This is a genomic window from Anaerococcoides asporogena, from assembly GCF_029590275.1.
Lineage (GTDB): Bacteria > Bacillota > Clostridia > Clostridiales > Clostridiaceae > JG1575.
In genome coordinates this window covers 3240505-3262262 of the sequence record NZ_CP120965.1, presented here as the reverse complement: position 1 = coordinate 3262262, position 21758 = coordinate 3240505, and the positions used below count along the sequence as shown (strand labels likewise).

Below are 21758 nucleotides of genomic sequence, written 5' to 3'. Positions count from 1 at the left end.
CCTCGAACCAATCGGTCACAACCCAGATTCAACGGAAGCAGGCATCTGGTGAATCAAGGGAACGAACCAATGATTCAGCCACCAGTGCAATAAAAAGGCAAGGTCCCGGAAACCAGGTTTCCGGGACCTTGCCTTTTAAATATGTCCTGATCAGGTTAAATATGCCCTGATCAGGTTGCCTGCTGCCCCAGGCTCAGTCTTTTCTCAGGGATGCCTGTCGAATGCATCAGGCACCTTCGTTGAGGAAACGGTATTGGGCGAGGTAGAGCTTGTAGTAGTAGCCTTTGGCCTGAAGCAGTTCTTCATGGCTGCCCTGTTCCACAATGGCTCCGTCGTGGATGACCAGGATGCGGTCACAGTCGCGGATGGTGGAGAGGCGATGGGCTATGACGAAGGAGGTGCGGCCCTTGAGCAGGAGCTGAATGCCCTGCTGGACCAGCCGCTCGGTCTGGGTATCGATGTTGCTGGTGGCTTCGTCCAGAATCAGGATTCTGGGATTGGCCAAAAGGGCCCGGGCGAAGGAGATGAGCTGACGCTGGCCAACGGACAGGCGGGAGCCGCGTTCGCGGATTTCAGTGTCGTAACCCTGTTCCAGCTTCATGATGAAATCATGGGCATTGACGGCTTTGGCGGCGCGCTCGATTTCCTCATTGGTGGCGTCCAGCCGGCCATAGCGGATATTTTCCCGGATGGTGGCGGAGAAGAGGAAGGTATCCTGCATCATAATGCCCATCTGGCTGCGCAGGGTTTCGATGCGGACCTGGGAGATGTCCTGACCGTCAATGAGGATCCGGCCGCCGGACAGGTCATAGAAGCGGGCCAGGAGATTGATGATGGTAGTCTTGCCGGCGCCGGTCTCGCCGACCAGGGCGATGCTCTCCCCGGGACGGACCGTGAACGATACGTCGTGCAGCACCGGCACCTGGGGATCGTATTCAAAGCTGACGTGGTCAAAGGTGACTTCGCCCTGGATCTGCGGCATCTCAGCGGCGCCTTCGCGGTCCGTGATGTCGGGCTTGGTGTCGAGGATTTCAAAGATCCGCTCCGCGGAGGCCAGGGAGGTGATGAGGGTGTTGTAGAAGTTGGAGATGAACATGACCGGGCGCCAGAACAGCCCGATGAACATGGTGAAGGCGAAGATATCGCCCAGGCTGACCAGATTTCTCCAGTAGAGGATCGCTCCGGTCAGGTAGACTACGATGGAGCCGACGCCCCATGAGATTTCCACCATGGGCCAGAACAGGTCATTGAGCTTGACGGCCCCCATGAATTTTTCGTTCATCTCGGTGACCATGTCCAGGTGTCGGGTGCTGGTGGCCGCTTCCTGACGGAAGCCCTGCACCACCCGGATTCCGGAAAAGTTCTCATGGGTAAAGGCATTGAGGTTGCTGCGCTTGCCGCGCCACTCACCCCAGCGGACTCTGGCCTTGATCTCAATGAAGAAGATCGCCGAGACCAGAAGGGGCATGACCACCATGGTGGCAAGGCCCAGCCAGACATTGGTAAAAAGCATCATGACGGCGACCAGCACCAGCTGGAGCACCTGAGGGATCAGCGAGGTCACCGAGTTGGTGAACAGCTGCTGCAGGGAGTTGATGTCGCCCACGACCCGCGCCAGGATTTTACCCACCGGTCGGGAGTCGAAAAAGGCGAAGGACAGCTGCTGGATGTGCCGATAGAGAGCTTCCCGCATGTCCAGAACAATCTTGTTCGAAACCCGGCCCATGGACAGGAGGCGCTGACGGCTGGCCAGGGCGGCCAGCAGATTAAGCACGGCCATGGCCAGAGCCAGCCGGATCAGGGTCTGGGTGTCGCCCTGGGCAATGGCCTGATCCACCGTGAATTTGACAAAGACCGGATTGATCAGGCCAACCAGCATGGTGAACACCATGAGCGCCATGATCACCAGAACGGCCTTCCAGTAAGGCCGGATGTAGGTATAGAGACGGCGGATGATATAGCTTTTTTCCGTCAGATTGATTTTTTCATCCTGGGATACGATGTTTTTCGCCATTTAGACCACCTCCCTGAGGCTGGCAAAATCCTGGAACTGTTCGCTGTACACTTCGTAGTAGCGTCCGCCCAGGGCCACCAGTTCATCGTGGGTTCCGGCTTCAACGACCCGGCCGTTCTCCATGTAGAGGATCTGGTCGGCGTTCTTAACGGCGGAGATCCGGTGGGCAATGATGAAGATCGTCCGGTTTTGACCCACTTCCTTGAGATTCTTCAGGAGCTGGTATTCTGTTTCCATGTCCAAGGCAGAGGTGGCATCATCCAGCACCAGCAGGGGAGCCTGCTTCAGTATCGCCCGGGCGATGGCCAGGCGCTGCTTCTGCCCGCCGGAGAGTCCGACGCCGCGTTCGCCGATGACTGTGTCCAGCCCGTCTTCGAGCTCAAACACAAACTCGGCGCAGGCGATGCGCAGGGCTTCCCGGACCGCTTCCGGCGTCGCGTCCTGATTGGCGAATTTCAGATTGTTCTCAATGGATTCCGAAAACAGGAAGGTATCCTGAGGTACGATGCTCATGGCTCCGCGCAGGTCATCCAGGCGGAGCCGGCGGCTGTCGATGCCGTCGATCAGGACGGAACCGGACTGATGGTTGTAGTAGCGTCCGATCAGCGCGGTCAGGGAGCTTTTGCCCGATCCGGTGGTTCCCATGATGGCGACGGTGTCGCCCGGCCGGGCCTGGAAGGACACATCGCGCAGAACCGGTTCCTCCTGATAGGAGAAGCTGACATGGTCAAAAGCCACCGCGCCGGTTACGGTATGGGGCGCCAGCCCGGGTTCATCCGTCACCTCGGACGGTGTGTCGAGAATGGCCAGAATTTTCTTAGCGGAGGCGTTGAACTGAGCCGCCATGTTCATCAGCCAGCCCAGCTCGCGCAGGGGCCAGATCAGATTCCAGATGAAGCCGGAAAAGACCGCCAGGGAACCCAGGGACATCTCGCCCCGGGTCACAAAGATGGCGCCGATGGCGATCATGGCAATGACTGCCAGATTGGTGAGCAGTTCGATCACCGGAAAGTTATCGGCGATAATTTTGGCCTGTTCATTGTTCAGGTCATAGTTCTGCTTGTTTTTCCCGAGGAATTTCTGGATTTCGTGGCGTTCGCGGGCAAAGGCCTTGACCAGGCGGACCCCTGCGATGTTTTCCTGAGCGGTGGTATTCAAGATGGCGGTCTGATCAGAAATCGCCTCGAAGTTCCGGTCGATCTTCTTTTCAAAGCTCATGGCCAAAAAGCCGATGGGTGCCATGATCAGAAGGATAATCAGGGTCAGCTTCCAGTTGATGCTGGCCAGAATGACAAAACCGATCAGGAAGTAGAGCACCTGTTCCACCAGCAGGCGGAAGCCAAAGGCCAGGCTGCGCCAGATGTTCTCCAGGTCTTCGCCCAGACGCGACATCAGTTCGCCAGTGTTGATCCGGTCAAAGTATTGGAAGTGGAGCTGCTGAATGTGGTCGAACAGGACCTTTTTCAAGTCCCGATACACCAGGATGCCCACCCGGTCGTAGATGTACTCCTTGAAGAAGCCAAGCACAGCCCGTCCGGCGGTAACGGCCAGAAGTCCGGCCAGGATCCAGAGCAGCAGGTTCAGATCACGCTGGGGCAGTGCCCGGTCAATGATCATCCGGTTTAAAAACGGGTTGGCGGAATCCAGGGCGATCGTAGCCAACAGGGCAGCGGTGGGGAAGATGAGCTGTTTCCAGTATTTAAACAGCATGTCAAAAATTCGCTTCAATCGTTTCCCTCCTTTTGGGTCTGATTGAGACACCACTATCATCTTATAGGCGCCGGAAAATCGTTGCAACAAAAAGCACCAGTACAGGATTACACAAAATCCTCTGTACTGGTGTTCTCGCCAGACGAACGGACAGGCGCACCCCTGCTGGGCAGGGAGCAGCAGACCGGTTAGCGCCGCGGACCTGCTTTTTTGAGCTCTTCGTTGATGGCCAGCAGGTCATAAACCTTGTAGCCCTCGCCGCCGCCGATGGACAGCACGATGTCGCCGGGGTTGGCGCGCTGCAGGATCAGGTTGGCGGCATCCTGATAATCCAGGGCATTGATGCACTCCACAGTGTGGCGGGCCCGAACGGCATCGCCCAGGACATTGCTCGAGGTCAGTCCGGTGTCGACTTCCCGCGAGGTATAGACCGGCAGCAGGATTAACAGGTCGGCCTTGTCATACAGGGGGACAAAATCAGCCATGAAGTGGTGCAGCCGGGAATAGGTCAGGGGCTGCATCAGTACGATGAGTCGCTCATAATCGTAGTGCAGGACGGTTTCGATGGTGACCCGGACTTCCGTCGGATGGTGGCCGTAGTCGTCGATGAAGCGGACGCCGTTGACGGTGCCCAGTTCCTGCAGCCGGCGGTCGACTCCCTGATAACTCAAAAGGCCACGGCGAATGTCCTCCGGTTCGATGCCCAGGGCCAGGGCGGCGCAGGTGGCGGCCAGGGTATTGTAGATATTGAAGGAGCCGGGAATGGGAAGGTGCAGGTTGAACAGCACCTCTTCGCCCCGGACCACATCAAAGGTTCCGCAGCCCTTGTTGTCCATGGTGATGCCGACGGCCCGGACATCCCCCTGTTCCAGACCGAAGGTCAACAGCGGGGCCTGGATGCCTTCAGCCGCTGCCATGCAGTTGGGGTCGTCCGCGTTGGCAATGACCAGCCCGTCGGCCGGAACCCTGGAGGCGTAGGTATGGAAGGCCTCCCTGATGGCGTCCAGATCCTTATAGGTATCCACATGATCTTCCTCAATGTTGAGCAGCACCGCGATGTGAGGCGGGAAGTCCAGGAAGGATCGCTGATATTCACAGGATTCCACGACCATGACTTCGGATTTTCCCACCCGGTAATTGGACTTCAGAAGCGGCACCGGCGCGCCGATGAGCACGGTGGGATCCTCGCCCGCTCCCATGGTGATGGAGGTCAGCAGGGCGGTGGTGGAGGTTTTGCCGTGGGTGCCGGCAATGCCGACGGAGTACCGGAAGTTCTTCATCAGATAGCCCAGAAACTGGGAGCGGGTCATAGTGGGGATGTTCAGTTCATGGGCCCGGATCAGTTCCGGATGGTCGGGCTTGACCGCGGCGGAATACACGACCAGATCCTGATCATAGACGTAATCGCGGTGATGGCCGGCTTTGACGGACGCGCCTTTTTTGCGGACCCAGTCCAGGGTTTTGGAATCCTCCTGGTCGGTTCCGGAAACCGAAACCCCGTTGTCCAGCAGAATTCCCGCGATTCCGCTCATCATGGAACCGCCGATTCCGACGATGTGCACTTTCTTACCTTTATATTCTTTCAAATCAAATGACAAAAAAATCATCTCCTTCGATATCAATATTTTAATGCAGAGCGAAAGCCATAGCAAGAAAGGTGACGCTGACATTCATTCCTTTCGGTTTTCTGATTTTTTGGCTTTGAACTGTAATCTGACAACGTTTTAAGTTAACATATATATAATACACCTGTTTAGGAGGGAAATCATGAAACATAAAATTGCGGACCTTGACTGGGCCAATCTCGGCTTTGGGTATATCAAGACACCCTGGCGCTTCATCGCGCACTGGAAGGACGGTGCCTGGAACGAGGGTGAGTTGACGGGGGACAACCGGGTTCACATTTCAGAAGCATCTACAGCGCTCCACTACGGGCAGCAGTGCTTCGAAGGCATGAAGGCCTATCGCACCAAGTCCGGAGAGATTCAGCTGTTCCGGCCGGACATGAATGCCAAGCGCATGATGGCCAGCTGCGACCGGCTGTTGATGCCGCATTTTCCGGAAGAACAGTTCATTGAAGCTTGCAAGAAGGTTGTAGCCGCCAATGCGGAATTTGTTCCGCCCTATGGCACCGGTGCCTCCCTGTATTTAAGACCGCTCATGTTCGGAGTCGGTGACCAGATCGGGGTGAAATCCGCTCCCGAATTTATCTTCACAGTATTCTGCACGCCGGTAGGAGCCTACTTCAAGGGCGGCATGAGTCCCGTAAACTTCATGGTCTCCGAAGACTATGACCGGGCTGCTCCGTTTGGAACCGGCGCAGCCAAAGTCGGCGGAAACTACGCAGCTTCCCTGCTGCCCCACGAACTGGCCAAGGACAAGGGCTATGCCGACTGCATCTACCTGGATCCGGCAACCCATACCAAGATCGAGGAAGTCGGTGCAGCCAACTTCTTTGCCATCACGAAGAACAATGAATTTGTAACACCGTATTCCCCGTCCATCCTGCCATCCATCACCAAGTATTCCCTGCTTCACCTGGCCAAGGAATACCTCGGGATGGACGCCATCGAACGGGACTGCCCCATCAACGGACTTGATGAGTTTGCCGAGGCCGGAGCCTGCGGTACCGCAGCTGTCATCACCCCCATCGGAGCCATCGACTACAAGGGAGAGCGCCATGTCTTCCATTCTGAGACAGAAGTTGGCCCTGTTACCAAAAAGCTCTATGATACGATGGTCGGCATTCAGTACGGCGACATCGAAGGACCGGCAGGCTGGGTCGTAAAAGTTCCGCTGGACGAAGAATAAAAAGGGCCGGATCAAAGGCTGTTTGGAAAGACTGACTTTGTATGTGAAAATTACGGATTTCCCTTCTGGCTCATCAGGGCCGATCCATCGCCCCTGGGATGTTCTGACTAAAAACAGGGAGTCTTATTGAAGTCCCGTTATAATGCACTCGAAAGGGTAACGAACATTCGTTATCCTTTCATTGCGTATCGTACGAATTTTAAGTACAATGGGGACAAAAGAGGAGGCGTTCCATCATGGATAAACATACCCGAACCGCCCGCGTGGCGATCATTACTAAAACGCTGGTTGAAAATCCGAACCGGATCTACAGCCTGAACTATTTCGCGGACCTGTTTCATGCGGCCAAATCGACGATCTCCGAAGATCTGCTGATTGTACGGGAAACCCTGGAGAAATTTGGCGAAGGCCGGGTGGAAACCCTGGTAGGCGCCAGCGGCGGAGTGAAATATCAGGTGACCGTTTCCGAGAAGGAACGTCAGAAATTCCGGACAGAGTTTCTGGAATACCTGAAAGATCCCAGCCGGATCGTGCCGGGTAATTTCCTCTATGTAACCGATCTGATGCAGAATCCCCGCATCGTGAGGATGGCCGGAGCCATTCTGGCTCAGCACTTCCTGGAGATCCGACCCGACTACATCATCACGGTGGAAACCAAGGGCATACCCCTGGCCTATGAGGTGGCGCGCTATCTTGGCATCCATCTGATCGTGGTGCGCCGCAACACGAAAATCACCGAAGGAACGGCGGTTTCCATCAACTATCTGACGGGTAATCAAGGTCTGCTCTCGGTGATGAGCCTGTCCAAGCGCAGCATCCGGGCCGGCTCCCGGTTGGTATTCATTGACGATTTTCTGAGAGGCGGCGGCACGGTTCGCGGCATCATTGACCTGCTCCATGAGTTTGAGTCCAGCCTGGTCGGCGTGGGCGTCATGGTGGATTCCAAGGACATGGAAAAGACCATCGGAGTCCCCTTCGTGAATTTCTGTGATTATTATGGTATCGATTCGAATGGTGAAATTAATATTAAAGATTCAAATTCATTATAGATTATGAACAAAATAAGCGTATATTGTTAATATTGTAAAAATGTGCCAACAGTCTTATATTTAATCGTTTACCATGCTATTCTTTAAATAAGAATCATTCCATCCGGAGCGAGGGATCCCCCCGGTGGAAGAATCGGGACATGACTTTTTATACCACAGCGAGGAGGAAACTCAATGAAGATCACCGACGTTCGGATACGGAAGATTGCCTCGGAGGGGAAAATGAAGGCAATCGTTTCAGTGACATTCGAGAATGAATTTGTGGTGCATGACATTAAGGTTATCGAGGGCCAGAACGGCCTTTTTATTGCCATGCCGTCGAGAAAGACACCGGATGGAGAGTTTAAAGATATAGCCCATCCGATCAATACCGAAACCAGGGAAAAATTACAGCACGCTATTCTGGATGAGTATGAAAAGATCATGAGTGAACCGTCAGACGACGAACCGGGATTCGACCGCCTGAACCTTCCCGAAGCGGAAGTCAGTGTCGGCGCCCCCAATCCATACCAGTAACCCGGAACGGGATCCACTGAGGCAATGTCATCGCGGCATTGCCTCAGCTTTCATTTGCAGTGGGAAAATAGCGGAAACCTCTATGAAAATAATTATTAAGCGTATAATATTATTATTTCATCGCCAGAACGATGCGAATCGATCCAGAAAATAAGCCTAAAGTTGGAATGGGATTTGGATGTACCGAAGAATGTTTGCAGCAGGCTCCGGATCCCAAAGACCTGGCGCAATGTATTCATCGAAAGGAAGTGAGTCTCTATGAAACTGATTGTCATACGCCATGGTGAATCGGAGGCGGATATCCGGCGGGTCTGTGAAGGCCGGGCGGATTTTCCGCTCACTGCCAAAGGACTGGGTCAGGCCAGACTGGCTGCCGCCTGGATCGCGCGGACCTATCCGGTGGATGCGGTGTACTCCTCGCCGCTGCTGCGAGCCCGCCAGACGGCCGAGGCCATTTCGGAAGCTGCGGGTCGATCGGTGACGGAGCTGGATGACCTGATGGAGTTCAACAACGGACAGCTGGCAGGTGTGCCGATTACTGAGGTGGGTCATCGCTATCCCGTGGTGCCCAATGTACCGGCCCATGATTCGGTGTACGGACAGGAAACTCGTCTGGAATTCCGCTTCCGGGCGGAGCGGGTGATCTCCCGAATCCTGTATGAGCATCCGACGGGCCATGTTGTGCTGGTGACCCACGGCGGGATGATCAATCAGCTCTTCCGGGCTTTTCTGAGGCTGCCGGCGGATTACAATGTCTGGGTGACTACCGGGGATACCGGCATCCATGAATGGGTGGCACTGGAAGAAGGCCGCGGCATCACCTGCCTGAACTCGCTGGCTCACCTGTCAGGGAAATAAGATTGAGCTGACTGGTTTTATGGGCCTGATCTCCGGCAGGACAGCACCACTCCCGACAAGTTTACACAACCGCCGCTTCCGTCTAAAATAGAAAGAGGAGGGGCGGCGGCTCTGTCTGATTCAGTTCAGATAACCATGTTCCCCTTGCTCAGAGAAGAAATCTTCGATCAGGAAAGGATCGGCAGTGAAGCAGAGTACCGGCATGGGAACAGAGTACCAGTATGGGAACAGAGTCCCAGCATGGGAACAGAGTCCCAGCATGGGAACAGAGTACCAGCATGGGAACAGAGTACCAGCATGGGAATAGAGAATCAGCATTGGAACAGAATGACATAAAATCTATCAGGAAACACAGGAGTATCATATGGCACAAGGATCAGAAAAGGCATTGGAAAAAATCCGCGAGCTGAAGACAGCTCTGGACGGGGCGAGAGCCCGGGTGGAGAAACATCAGAACAACGGGGTCTTTTTTGTGGATCCCGAGAACATCATATTGTCAAAGGAATCAGTCATCGGAGCGAACAGCGTCATCTATCCCGGGGTGATCCTCGAGGGCGCCTGTGTGATCGGCGAAGGGGTGATTCTGTATCCGGGCACCCGGATCCGCAATTCCAGAATCGGCAATTACTGCGAAATTCAGGAATCCGTGATTCTGGATTCCTCCATCGGTGAGGAGACCACAGTGGGGCCGTTTGCGTATATCCGGCCGGACTCTGTGATCGGCTCCCATGTGAAAATCGGTGATTTTGTGGAAATCAAGAAGACCTCCATCGGGGACGGCACCAAGGTATCCCATCTGACCTATCTGGGGGATGCGGAGATCGGTTCCCATGTCAATTTCGGCTGCGGTACGGTCATTGTCAACTATGACGGCAGAGTGAAAAGCAAGACCGTAGTGGAGGACAACGCCTTCATCGGCTGCAACACCAATCTGGTGGCACCGGTGCGGGTCGGCCGCAACGCCTATACGGCGGCGGGCTCTACCATCACCGAGGACGTTCCGGCAGACGCCCTGGCCATCGGCCGGGCTCGCCAGGAGATCAAGGAGCACTGGGTCGAGAAGAAGGGCCTGAAAAAGGACTGATGCCTGAATAAAGCAGGGGAGGCGGATCGTATGGTTCAGTCATGGACGTGTGAGAGTATGAAGATCTTTTCGGGGAATTCTCAGCCGGAGATGGCGCTGGGAATCGCTCGGAAGCTCGGGGTGCCTCTGGGGGTTGCCCAGGTGGAACGATTCAGTGACGGAGAAATCTCGGTGAGCATCGGTGAAACCGTTCGGGGCTGTGATGTCTTTGTGATCCAGTCCACCCGAACTCCGGTAAATGATCACCTGATGGAGCTGCTGATCATGATCGATGCCTTCCGCCGGGCTTCGGCCGGACGGATCAATGCGGTCATACCGTATTACGGCTATGCCCGGCAGGACCGCAAGGTCAAAGCCAGGGATCCCATTACCGCCAAGCTGGTGGCCAATCTCCTGACCCAGGCCGGAGCAGACCGGGTCATTACAATGGATGTTCATTCCGAACAGATTCAGGGCTATTTTGACATCCCCATGGACAATCTGATCGGCGGGCCGATCCTGTCCCGCTATTTTACCGACAAAGGCTTTTACCGCGCCGATGATGTGGTGCTGGTGGCACCGGACATTGGCTCGGTGACCCGGACCCGCAAATTTGCGGAACGGCTGGGCGCTCCGATTGCCATCATTGATAAACGGCGGCCCCGTCCCAATGTTTCGGAAATCATGAACATCATCGGCGATGTCAGCGGCAAGCGCTGCGTCATGGTGGATGACATGATCGACACGGGCGGCACGATTGCCAATGCAGCCTGCGCCCTCATGGCGCATGGCGCCCGTGAAGTCTATGCCGCGGCATCCCATGCAGTACTGTCCGGGAACGCCCCGGACCGCCTGCAGGACTCGCCTCTGACGGAGGTGGTGCTGCTGGATACCATCCGGATGGAGCCGGAAAAGATGCGGGACAAATTCCGGATTCTGTCCTGCGTAGATCTGTTCAGCGAAGCGATCCACCGGGTGCATGAGAATGAACCGGTGTCGACAATTTTCAGCTGATCCAAAGCTCTGTTTGACCGAAGCGAGGGCACCGCTGGTGAATGAACTGTAAATTTTGCGGAAAACATTCTGTTTTTTTGCATCGTTCATATAAGATATACTTAACTGGTTTCAACCATTATCCCCATTGTGGGACACAGGAGGATTTGAATGGAAGGGAAAATTGGAAAGATTCTGATCGTAGATGACGATGAAAATATCAGCGAAGTACTGAAAATGTATCTTCAGAACTCCGGTTACGATACGAAGGTCTGCGGGGACGGAAAATCTGCGCAGGAAGTGTTCGTGGACTACAAGCCGGACCTGGTTCTGCTGGACATCATGCTGCCCTTTGTGGACGGGATCGATGTCCTGAAATGGATCCGCCGGGACTACGAAACACCCGTCATCATGCTCACGGCCAAAGGCGAGACCTTTGACAAGGTGCTTGGACTGGAACTGGGTGCCGACGACTACATGGTCAAGCCCTTCGAACCGAAGGAAGTGGTGGCCAGAGTCAAGGCCGTCATGCGCCGCTTCAATGTCGAGGGCGGCGGCAAGGAAGTCCTCAATTTCCCGGAACTGACCGTGGACGTCAACTCCTACAGCGTGACCTATCGCGGCAACGACGTCAAAATGCCGCCCAAGGAATTTGAACTGCTCTATCACCTGGCTTCCAACAAGAACCGGGTCTTCACCCGGGAACAGCTGCTCTGCGAAGTCTGGGGATATGACTATCCCGGTGATTCCCGCACGGTGGATGTCCACATCAAGCGCCTGCGCGAAAAGCTGCACGGCGGCCCGAACTGGCAGCTGGAAACAGTCTGGGGAGTCGGTTACAAGTTCGAAGTCAAGTAAACCAAACCGATGAAAAGTAAAAGTATCGTATTCAAGCTGGTGGCCACGTTCTTTGTGATCCTGGCCATCAGCTACATGATTATCGCAACGATCCTTTCCGTCTGGGTGCAGCAGGGCTACATCTCGGAAAGACGAACCCGTCTGGAAGAATCCGCGGAGCTTATTAAGTACAATGTAGAGCGGTTCAAGGCGAGTGAAATCAAAAAGCCCATTCTGACCACCACGTTGCAGTATTTGGGCCGGGGCCTCAATGATTCAGAGGTACTGGTTCTGGATGAGCGCAATATGGTGTTTTTGGTGTCTAGGGAAGAGTTGTCTGACTGGATTTTCAAGGTGTTCCCCCAGGAGAACCTGGAGCGCCTGGCCAGCGGCGGCGCTCAGGAAATCTCCCGCCTGGCCGGCCCGGATGGCACGAAAGAGTATTTTGTCTATGTGTCGCCCATCCTGAAGGATGGCATCTACCATGGCGCCGCCGTCATCATGACGCCGGAGGAAGTCCTGCGCAAGCAGATTTCAGGGGTCTTCTTCATCATCTGGATCAGTTCCTTCCTGGCGCTGATTGCCTCGATCTTCATGATCTACTACTTTGCGCAGCAGATCCTGATTCGTCCCCTGTATGAACTGAACAGCGTGGCCGACAAGATGAGCAAGGGCGACTTCACCCAGCGGGCCCTGGTATCCTCCGAGGATGAAATCGGCAATCTGGCCAACTCCTTCAACCTTATGGCGGAATCCATTGAGAACACGGACCAGAACCGGCGGGATTTCATCAGCAACATTTCCCATGAACTGCGTTCGCCCATCACCTCGATCCGGGGCTTCGTCGCCGGAATCCTGGACGGCATCATTCCCAAGGACAAGGAGGATTACTATCTCAATGTCGTATATGAGGAAATCAACCGTCTGACCCGGCTCATCAATGATCTGTTGGATTTGTCCGCCATGGAGTCCGGCCGGTTCTCGATGAATGTGACGGAAGTGGACCTCAACGAGGTCATTCGGGCCTCCATCGTCAAGTTTGAAACCAAAATCAATGATAAGAAACTTCGGGTGGACATTTCGCTGGATTCCGAGCATCAGTACGTCGCGGCCGACCGCGACCGCCTGATTCAGGTCGTCACCAACCTCCTGGACAATGCCGTCAAGCACTCTCCGGCCGAGGGGCATGTTGAAGTGTCCACTAAAGTGAAGGGCAAGAAAGTGACGGTGGCCATCTACAACGACGGCATGCCGATTTCCGATGCTGATCTGAAGAACATCTGGTCCCGGTTCTATAAGGCGGACCGGTCGCGGACGCAGAAGGAATCCACGGGACTGGGACTTCCCATTGTGCGCAATATCCTGAGCCAGCTCGGGGAGAACGTCTGGGTGGAAAACCGGGAGACCGGTGTTGTCTTCCAGTTTACCCTGAGCAAAACATAAGAGGTGACCCTTGAAAAACAATCGGAATGCACCGGAAGTCCAGGAAGGGCATATCCGGATCTCCAACCGGGAGAAGCTGAGGTATCAGACCCACCGGAAAGGAATCCTGACGCTCCTGGCGGCAGGCTCAGTCCTGCTGTTTGCCATCGTCATCCTGCTGATGACCAAAAATTATACGGATCGCAAAATCGCGGAAACCAACAATTATCTGGAAAAAGAATCCAATCAGTACAATGAACTGGAAAAGCGCTTCTACGAGCGGGAGAACTTCCGGGCAGCGTATGATAAGTTCGCCAGCAATCTGGTCGGGGTTACGACCTCCCGGGCGGCCCTGCATGCCAATGAACCGGATAAGCTGTCCAGCGGCCTGATCTATGGAGTCCGGGGCTATATCCTGGTTCCTGCCGCCAGCGTCCGGGGACAGACGCAGGTTTATGTCCAGATTCAGGAAGCCGACCGGCTGAAGGTCCATAACGGGATTGTCATGGGTGTGGACGAAGCCACCGGACTGGGTCTGATCGATGTTCCGACGCTAAACCGGGAACAGCCGCTGGATCTGACTCCGGTCAAGCCGGCGCTGGCTCAGACCATTCTCCTGATCGCCCTGCCCCAGGGAGATCCGGACAGCGGAAATCTTACCATGGGCGAGATCCATTCCAGGGAAGCGCTCTACACCGTCCGTTCGGGCGGAGAGGATACCAAGGTGCCGATCTTTCTGACCTCCGCCCCGGTCTACCGGGGCAATGACGGCGGAGCGGCCGTCACCATGGAGGGACGGCTGGCGGGCATGGCATCCAGTGAGCTGACCCAGCGTCTGGGCGTGTCGCCCTACACCGCTGTGATTCCGGGCAGTGAGCTGCCCAGGGTGGTGGAGCGGATCCTGTCGCGGGATGAGGCCTCTGCCGTTAAATTGGGAGTCCAGGGGGATCTGGTGGAAGTACCGTCCCTGAAGCAGCCCGGCTTTTATGTCCTGGAAGTGGAAGAAGGCTCCACCGCCCAGCGCGGGGGAATTCAGCCCACGGATATCCTCCTGACCATCGACGGACAGCCCGTCACCAGGGAGCGGGCCATCGACAGCTATCTCAAGGGCAAGAAGGCAGGGGATTCCCTGCAGGTGACACTCTCGCGTCTGAATGAAATTCTTTCCCTTACCATGAAAATCTATTAGAATAAGACGGGCACCCAAACGGTGACCCGAACCGCGGAATACCCAAGGAATGATTTCCTTGGTTTTTCCCATGTCAGGAGGAATCAGCTTGTTTATCATTTTCGGCCTGGGCAATCCGGGGCCCCAATATGCCCGGACCCGGCACAATGCCGGGTTTGACCTGGTGGACCTCATTGCCGATGAGGCAAATATCGACATCAATAAGAGCAAATTCAAGAGCATGGTGGGGGAGGGATTCCTTGGCGGCCAAAAGGTCGTCCTCATCAAGCCCATGACCTATATGAACCTGTCGGGGGAAGCCGTGGTGGCCGCCCTGAACTTCTACAAGCCCCGTCCGGACGAGTGGATGGTAGTCTATGACGACATGGCGCTGAAACCCGGAGCCGTCCGGATCCGGGTCAAGGGATCCGCCGGCGGCCACAACGGCATGAAGAGCATCATCGGACTCACCGGATCCGATGACTTTACCCGATTGCGCATCGGTGTCGGCGGCCCCCGCGGCAATGTCATCTCCCATGTTCTGGGCAAGTTCTCGCCCACGGAGGAACCTCTGTATATCGAGGGCCTGCAGCTGGCCCGGGACGCGGTGAAAGTCATCGTCACCGGTGCCGTGGAAGATGCCATGAACCGCTATAATTCCTCCGGCAAACCGCCCAAGGCACCGAAGCTGCCCAGGGAGTCCGGGGAACCCGGCGCTGCGGGTGGCACATCTGCGGACAGAAAATCTGCGGAGAGTGCGGCTTCGGGCAGCACATCTGCGGACAGTGCGTCGCTGAACAGCGCATCGTTGAACAGCGCATCCGGAGAGGATATTCCGCCCCGAAAACCGCTGGCAGATTGTAACCCGGAAGAATTGCTGCATCAAAAACCGCTGCCGAAGAATCCATCCTCAGTCGATCCTGTGACCGAGAATCCGTCCGAACCGGATTCGGACTCCGAGGTGAGATCATGAGGCTGGATGCCATCAAAGCTCTGATTCAGACGAGTCAGGGCTTTGAGCAGGTTCGTGCGGGAATCCGGGAGAAGCGGTATCCGATCGGGGTGTACGGAATTTCCGATTCCGCCCGGGCCGCCTTTTTGTCTGCGCTCTACCAGTCGACCGAGAAGTCGCTGTTTATTTTTTCATGGTCGGAGCTGGAAGCCCGCGCCATCTATGATGACCTGCTGCTCTGGGAGCTGGAGGTCTATTTCCTGCCGGCCCGGGAGCTGGTGTTCTATGATGCCGACGCCGTGTCCGGCGATCTGCGCTGGGAACGGCTGAAGGTTCTGCGGGAGATTGCCTCAGGTCAGAAGAAGATCATCGTGGCCTCCGTGGAAGCGCTGCTTTCGGCCTGGATGCCGCTGGACTACTTCCAGCGCTATACCTTTCACCTTAAAACCGGAGACGTGCTGGACCTGGACCATCTGGCGAAGCGCCTGATCGAAGCCGGCTACGAGCGGGCGGAAGTGACGGAAGGGCGCGGTCAGTTCTCCCAGCGCGGTGGCATCATGGATATTTTTTCACCGGTGGCTCCGTTCCCGGTGCGGATTGAGCTGTTCGGCGACGAGATCGACACCATCCGGACCTTCAATCCGGAGACCCAGCGCTCCATCGAGCCGGTCACCGAAACCGAGATCTTTCCCAGCAAGGAAATCATCATCGACAAGCCGTCGCTGCTGCGCGGGCGCGATCAGATCCGGAAAGAAATGGAGGAACTGACCCAGAATAAAGCGGCGCGCAAAGCCCTGGGTCCGGAAGCCTTCGAGAAGCTGAAAGCCATCGTGCAGAAGAATCTGGAAGCCCTGGAGGAAACGTGGAGCTTTGAAACCATCGATTCCTGCCTGCCGTACTTTTTTGAGCAGCCGGCCAGCCTGTTGGACTATATCGGCGAGCACTTTGTCGTGCTGGATGATTCCATCCGCACCATGGGCAAACTGGGGTCGGCCGCGCTGGAATTCCGGGAACAGTACGAAACCTTTCTGAGCCGGGGAGAGATTCTGGCGGGGCAGTCCCGCATCATGCTGGATCCGGAGGTGATCCAGACCCAGCTGCTGAGCCGGCCGGTGCTGTCGCTCCATGACCTGATGAAGACGGATCGGGCGCTGCCACCCCGGCATCTGGCTCAGTTTGAAAGCAATACGGTCTATCACTTTCACGGTCAGCTGGATCTGCTGGTGGATGACATCGCCCACCGCAAAGCGGGCGGGTGGCGCACCGTGGTTCTGTCCGGCACCCGCCCCCGGGGCGAGCGGCTGGAAGAAACGCTGCGCGGCCGCGAAATCGAAGCGATCTACCGCGATGACGTCGGCGCCGTCGGCCCGGGCGGAGTCGTCATCACCTTCGGCAATCAGAAAAAAGGCTATGAATTCCGCGACATCCGCCTGGCGGTGATCTCCGATGCCGAGGTGTTCGGCGAATCTTCTCAGAAAAAGAAGCGCCGGGCCGTCAAGGGTAAAGGAATTGAAAAGATCCACTCCTACGATGACCTGAAGAAGGGCGACTATGTGGTTCATGTCAACCACGGCATCGGCGTCTATCAGGGCATGAAGCAGATCGAAACCCAGGGGGTTGTCAAGGATTACCTGGAGATCAGCTACGAGCGCAATGACCGGCTGTTCATTCCGGTCGACCAGCTGGATCTGATCCAGAAGTACATCGGAAATGAAGCGGCTGCCCCGAAGGTTTCCCGGCTGGGCGGCCAGGAGTGGGCCAAGGCGAAGGCCAAGGTCCGGGCCAATGTGGATCAGGTGGCGCAGGAGATTGTGGAGCTGTACGCTCAGCGCAGTCAGGTCCGGGGCTACGAGTTCAGCAAGGACACGCCCTGGCAGAGGGAGTTTGAGGATGAATTCCAGTATGATGAAACACCGGATCAGCTGACCAGTATCGAGGAGATCAAGAAGGACATGGAGTCTCCCCGGGTGATGGATCGCCTGCTGTGCGGCGACGTCGGCTACGGCAAAACGGAAGTGGCCATGCGCGCTGCCTTCAAGGCGGTCATGGACGGCAAGCAGGTGGCGGTGCTTGTACCCACCACGATTCTGGCCGAGCAGCATTACAATAATTTCCGGCGGCGCTTTGAAGGCTTCGCCATGAACATCGATATGGTGTCGCGCTTCCGCACGGCGGCTCAGGTTCGGGATTCTCTCATCCGGCTCAAGGAGGGCAATGTGGATATTCTCATTGGGACCCACAAGCTCCTGGGCAAGGCCGTCCAGTTCAAAGATCTTGGCCTGCTCATCATTGACGAGGAGCAGCGCTTTGGCGTGAAGCACAAGGAAAAGCTCAAGGAACTGAAAAAGGCGGTGGATGTGCTGACCCTGTCGGCCACACCGATCCCCCGAACCCTGAACATGAGCATGACCGGGATTCGGGACATCTCACTCATTGAAACGCCGCCGGATGACCGCTACCCGATTCAGACCTATGTGGTGGAATACAACGAGCAGCTGATCCGGGACGCCATCCTGCGCGAGAAGAGCCGCAACGGTCAGGTCTATTTCGTCTATAACCGCGTCCAGGACATCGAGCGCATGGCCAACTACCTCAAGCAGCTGGTTCCTGAAGTGGAATTCGGCATTGGCCACGGTCAGCTGTCGGAGCGGGAGCTGGAAGATGTCATGGTGGATTTCATGGAAGGGCGCTTCGACGTGCTGGTCAGTTCCACCATCATCGAAACGGGCCTGGATATTCCCAATGTCAATACCATCATCATTTATGACTCAGACAAGCTGGGTCTGTCCCAGCTGTATCAGCTGCGCGGCCGGGTGGGCCGGACCAACCGCATCGCCTATGCCTATCTGACCTACCGCCGGGACAAAGTGCTGACGGTGGTGGCGGAAAAGCGGCTGAAGGCGCTGAAGGACTTTACCGAGCTGGGTTCCGGCTTCCGCATCGCCATGCGCGATCTGGAGATCCGCGGAGCCGGCAATATGATGGGCAAGGCTCAGTCCGGACACATGGCAGCCGTTGGTTATGACCTGTACATCCGGATGCTGGATGAGGCGGTGAAGAAACTGACCGGCCAGAGCCGGGGCGACGCGCCGGACACGGTGGTGGACATCCGCCTGGATGCCTACATTCCGCGGGAATATATCGCCGATGAGATCCTCAAGATCCAGATGTACAAAAAGATCGCCGCCATTGAGACCAAGGAGGATTATTTCCAGGTCAAGGCTGAGCTGGAGGACCGGTTCTCGGATATACCCGATGCCACCTATAATCTCATGGATGTCGCGCTGCTGCGGTCCAAGGCAAAAGCCCTTGCCATCAGCGAGATTCGCGACCGCGGCAGCTATGTCACGATGACCTTCCAGAATGTCGATGCCTTCCGTTCGCCCTATGTCGGAGTCCTGGCTAACCCGCCCTACAGTGACCGCAGCACCATTATCGCCGGCGAAAAGCCCGTCATCGAGTTCCGATACCGGACCACCCGGGATGTGCTGCTCCGGGATTTGTCACGGCTGTTTGACGCACTGGGAGAAGAGCAGAAGAAGGAGCTGGAGCGGCGCAAAGCCTAGTCAGACAGCCCCTGCCGGGGTTGTCCGGCGAAACGGTCCAAAGTTGCCTCCTGTCAAAAAAACGATTATAATGAACCTTGAGTTAAAAAAATGTCCATCTGCCGGAGTGCCGGCGGAATGAAAATCAGCCTCGGTCAAGAGGCATGCTAGGAGTGTAAAGAATAGTGATCGGATTAAAGAAAATTGCGGCGGTCCTCGCCGTTGGCATGAGCCTGTCGGTATTTGCCGGCTGCGGCCTGGTCGTGAAGACCGAAGAAGCGATCGCCCGGGAAGAGGCGGAAAAGCGCGGGGTTGTTCTGGCGGAAGGGGACGGCATTAAAGTCACCCTGGGAGAAGTGCTGGATGATTATGAGAAGCTGATGGTGTCCTGGACGGCTCAGTACAGTGAAGAGACAATGAAGTCTCTGGCTGCTCAGTTTGAGCAGCAGAAGATTCAGATCATGGATACCAAGCTGCGCAATCAGCTGATGGTAAAGAAGGCGGATGAGCTCAAGATCCCGACGGACTCTCCCGAAATGATTCAGGAATACGAGAAAATCGTCAAGGATGCCGTTGCCGAACTGGGCAGCCAGGCAGAATATGACAAGACGCTGTCCAACGCCGGCTACACCGCGGATTCCTACAAGCAGGAAGTTCTAAAGGGCCTGCGCCTGGAAAAGCTCCTCGAAGAAGTCACCAAGGACATTACGGTGTCTGAGGCGGAAATCAACGAATACTACGAAAAGAACAAAGCAACGACCTATACCAAGCAGCCCGGTGCGACCATGTACCATATCTTCTTCGGCAAGCCCGATGACGCCGGCGCGGAAGCCAAGGCCAAGGAAGCCAAGGCCAAGCTGGACGGCGGAGCCAAGTTCGAGGATATTGCCAAAGAGTACGGCCAGGATGACTCCGCCAAGGAAGGCGGCCTTCTGGGAACCTTCCCCTGGGACACCCAGGAACTGGGTGCCGATTTTGTGGCGGAAGCCAAGAAGCTGACCGAAGGCCAGATTTCCGGTCCGGTTAAAACCTCTTTCGGCTGGCATCTGATCAAGGTAACCAATGTGCTCAGCGCAGCCAAGGTGCTGGTTCTGACGGATAAGGTAACCGGCGATGACGGCGTGGAGCGGACGGTAAAGGAAGAAATCGAAACGACGCTCAAGAGCAGCAAAAAGAACGAAAAAGTCGCGGCTCTGCTGGATGAATGGGAAGCTCAGTACAACGTCAAGCGTTATCCGGAGCGGATCCCCATGGAATACCAGACGGAACCAGAAACCACTCAGCCCGGAACAACGACGCCGGCTCCCACCAGCCAGGGTGTCACCACTCCCACGGAAACGAAGTAATTAAAACAGCAGGCCGATCCTGGCCTGCCAGACAGATAATCACAAAGGCGGCAGCTGCGAAGAGAATTCGCAGCTGCCGCCTTTGTTGACCTCAGAAGGCTCTCCAACCAGGGGGTCCATCAAAGGAAGTTAATGAAAGGAAGTTAATGAAAGGAAGTTAATGAAAGGTTAAGTCGTATCAAAACCATGAAAAGACCGGTCGGATCAGGATCCTCCGGTCCGTTCAAAGCAAAGGTTCCCCCAGGGATGAGTCATCGTTACTTCATCCCGGGGGGAACCGTCGCGTCAAATTTATAGCCAAAAATCAGCAGCGGCCAAAACAAGCAGTAACAAGCCGATTATCTGAACATGCAGTTCCTTTTTTGAATAACCCGTATAGATCGCGTACAAAGCGATGACGGTGTATGAGATCAGATGAAAGATGCTGCTGGTAAAGGCGTCAGGGTTCACAAACAATTTCATGAACAGGTACGTTCCTACGATTACCCACATGAGTGCATGAAAAATTTTTTTTATCATTTTATTTCTTCCGTCCGATTTGAATTAGCATAAAAATGCCAAACTATTTTTGTGCTTGGTCTGCTTCCTGTTAGAGTATCATCGTAGTAAGAAATTTTGGTGTAGTAGATATTATCTAACCCCCGAGCGATAACAACTCCTGCAATCGTAACAGCTGATGCCCATGAAACAGGACCTCCGGCCATTGCAATTATAGCACCAGCGATAACAGAGGCATCTCTGATATTAACCCCAAGTATGCCTTCGTATCGCTGATATTCTACCCATGAACACACGGCTGGCAAGGTTTGTTCGGTATTGACCTTTTCTCCGTTAATAGTTAGGTCACCGGTGGTAGTATCATAGATAATAATATAGTCTTGCCCGTTCGCTGAAGTGGTAACCATATTCTGTTTACTAGAGTTACTTAAATAGAAAGTAACGGGTTCATTATTTATATCAAGTGTAACAATTTGCTTGTTGTAGGCCGCGTAAACTGGTAAGGGGAAACTACACAAGAGGACCAATATAATTATAATTGATACCATTTTCTTATACATTATTTTATACCGCCTTTCATTTTAATCACAAACAGTGTAACCCTCTTTTACCTCTTCATTAGACTCACACCTTTCATTTGAGGAGCCATTAATGGCTGTGTTCCTCCCCTTTTTTATGTTGGATAAGAACTGTATTAACTGTAAAAGATATATTGGTAATATGAGTAATGTGCTATAAATTTAACGTATCACATGAAGTGATCAATTGCAATGGCTGATTTCAGAATAAATTCAAATAAAAAATAAAATTTTAGCGTTCAAAATTATATATGATATAAAAATATAAAAAATCGTACTAAGAAAACTCTGGTTAGTTCTGTTTTCTGTAACTCTAAGGCGAACTGTCACGATTTAACATTACGTTACCAGCGAGGACTTTCAGTGATTTTGAATACGCACATCGCCGCAAGACGACA

At 54.9% G+C, this 21758-nt stretch carries 14 protein-coding genes and 2 pseudogenes; 12 read left to right on the top strand and 4 right to left on the bottom strand.

Annotation, left to right across the window (positions count from 1 at the left end):
• Positions 1–226: 226 nt before the first annotated feature.
• The 3 genes from P6M73_RS14920 to murC all read right to left on the bottom strand — a co-directional run bounded on the left by P6M73_RS14920 (position 227) and on the right by murC (position 5322).
• Positions 227–2014, bottom strand: coding sequence for an ABC transporter ATP-binding protein (locus P6M73_RS14920; protein ID WP_277853811.1), 1788 nt, complete (start codon positions 2012–2014; stop codon positions 227–229).
• Positions 2015–3742 carry an ABC transporter ATP-binding protein gene (locus P6M73_RS14915; RefSeq protein WP_277853810.1) on the bottom strand — a complete coding sequence of 576 codons (1728 nt, stop codon included), beginning with the start codon at positions 3740–3742 and terminating at the stop codon, positions 2015–2017. It lies immediately after the preceding gene.
• 170 nt (positions 3743–3912) lie between these two features.
• A complete protein-coding gene (gene murC, locus P6M73_RS14910) occupies positions 3913–5322 on the bottom strand; it encodes a UDP-N-acetylmuramate--L-alanine ligase (RefSeq protein WP_277853809.1) in 1410 nt (469 codons plus the stop codon).
• A gap of 169 nt (positions 5323–5491) precedes the next feature.
• Here murC and P6M73_RS14905 point away from each other — a divergent pair, with 169 nt between their 5' ends.
• The 12 genes and pseudogenes from P6M73_RS14905 to P6M73_RS14850 all read left to right on the top strand — a co-directional run bounded on the left by P6M73_RS14905 (position 5492) and on the right by P6M73_RS14850 (position 20284).
• On the top strand, positions 5492–6535 hold the full coding sequence (locus P6M73_RS14905; protein WP_277853808.1) for a branched-chain amino acid aminotransferase: 1044 nt from the start codon (positions 5492–5494) through the stop codon (positions 6533–6535).
• A 236-nt stretch (positions 6536–6771) separates the two neighbouring features.
• A complete protein-coding gene (gene purR, locus P6M73_RS14900; RefSeq protein ID WP_277853807.1) occupies positions 6772–7584 on the top strand; it encodes a pur operon repressor in 813 nt (270 codons plus the stop codon).
• 174 nt (positions 7585–7758) lie between these two features.
• Entirely contained in the window at positions 7759–8100 is a 342-nt protein-coding gene (gene spoVG / locus P6M73_RS14895; RefSeq protein WP_277853806.1) for a septation regulator SpoVG, read from the top strand.
• Positions 8101–8358: 258 nt separating this feature from the next.
• Positions 8359–8958, top strand: a complete 600-nt coding sequence (locus P6M73_RS14890; RefSeq protein ID WP_277853805.1) for a histidine phosphatase family protein — start codon at positions 8359–8361, stop codon at positions 8956–8958.
• A 448-nt stretch (positions 8959–9406) separates the two neighbouring features.
• A pseudogene (locus P6M73_RS14885) lies at positions 9407–10042 on the top strand (DapH/DapD/GlmU-related protein); the annotation flags it as partial.
• Between the two features lie 30 nt (positions 10043–10072).
• On the top strand, positions 10073–11035 hold the full coding sequence (locus P6M73_RS14880) for a ribose-phosphate pyrophosphokinase (protein WP_277853804.1): 963 nt from the start codon (positions 10073–10075) through the stop codon (positions 11033–11035).
• A gap of 150 nt (positions 11036–11185) precedes the next feature.
• Positions 11186–11872, top strand: coding sequence for a response regulator transcription factor (locus tag P6M73_RS14875; protein ID WP_277853803.1), 687 nt, complete (start codon positions 11186–11188; stop codon positions 11870–11872).
• Between the two features lie 9 nt (positions 11873–11881).
• Positions 11882–13294 (top strand): sensor histidine kinase, encoded by a 1413-nt coding sequence (locus P6M73_RS14870; protein ID WP_277853802.1) that lies wholly within the window; start codon positions 11882–11884, stop codon positions 13292–13294.
• A 10-nt stretch (positions 13295–13304) separates the two neighbouring features.
• The gene (locus P6M73_RS14865) at positions 13305–14462 is read left to right on the top strand and encodes a S1C family serine protease (RefSeq protein ID WP_277853801.1); all 1158 of its coding nucleotides are present in this window, start codon (positions 13305–13307) and stop codon (positions 14460–14462) included.
• Between the two features lie 88 nt (positions 14463–14550).
• Positions 14551–15099: pseudogene (gene pth / locus P6M73_RS14860) on the top strand (aminoacyl-tRNA hydrolase); the annotation flags it as partial.
• A gap of 311 nt (positions 15100–15410) precedes the next feature.
• Entirely contained in the window at positions 15411–18959 is a 3549-nt protein-coding gene (gene mfd, locus P6M73_RS14855) for a transcription-repair coupling factor (protein WP_277853800.1), read from the top strand.
• Between the two features lie 164 nt (positions 18960–19123).
• Positions 19124–20284, top strand: coding sequence for a peptidyl-prolyl cis-trans isomerase (locus P6M73_RS14850; protein WP_277853799.1), 1161 nt, complete (start codon positions 19124–19126; stop codon positions 20282–20284).
• 515 nt (positions 20285–20799) lie between these two features.
• Here the strand turns inward: P6M73_RS14850 and P6M73_RS14845 are convergent.
• The gene (locus tag P6M73_RS14845) at positions 20800–21342 is read right to left on the bottom strand and encodes a hypothetical protein (RefSeq protein ID WP_277853798.1); all 543 of its coding nucleotides are present in this window, start codon (positions 21340–21342) and stop codon (positions 20800–20802) included.
• Between the last annotated feature and the right edge of the window lie 416 nt (positions 21343–21758).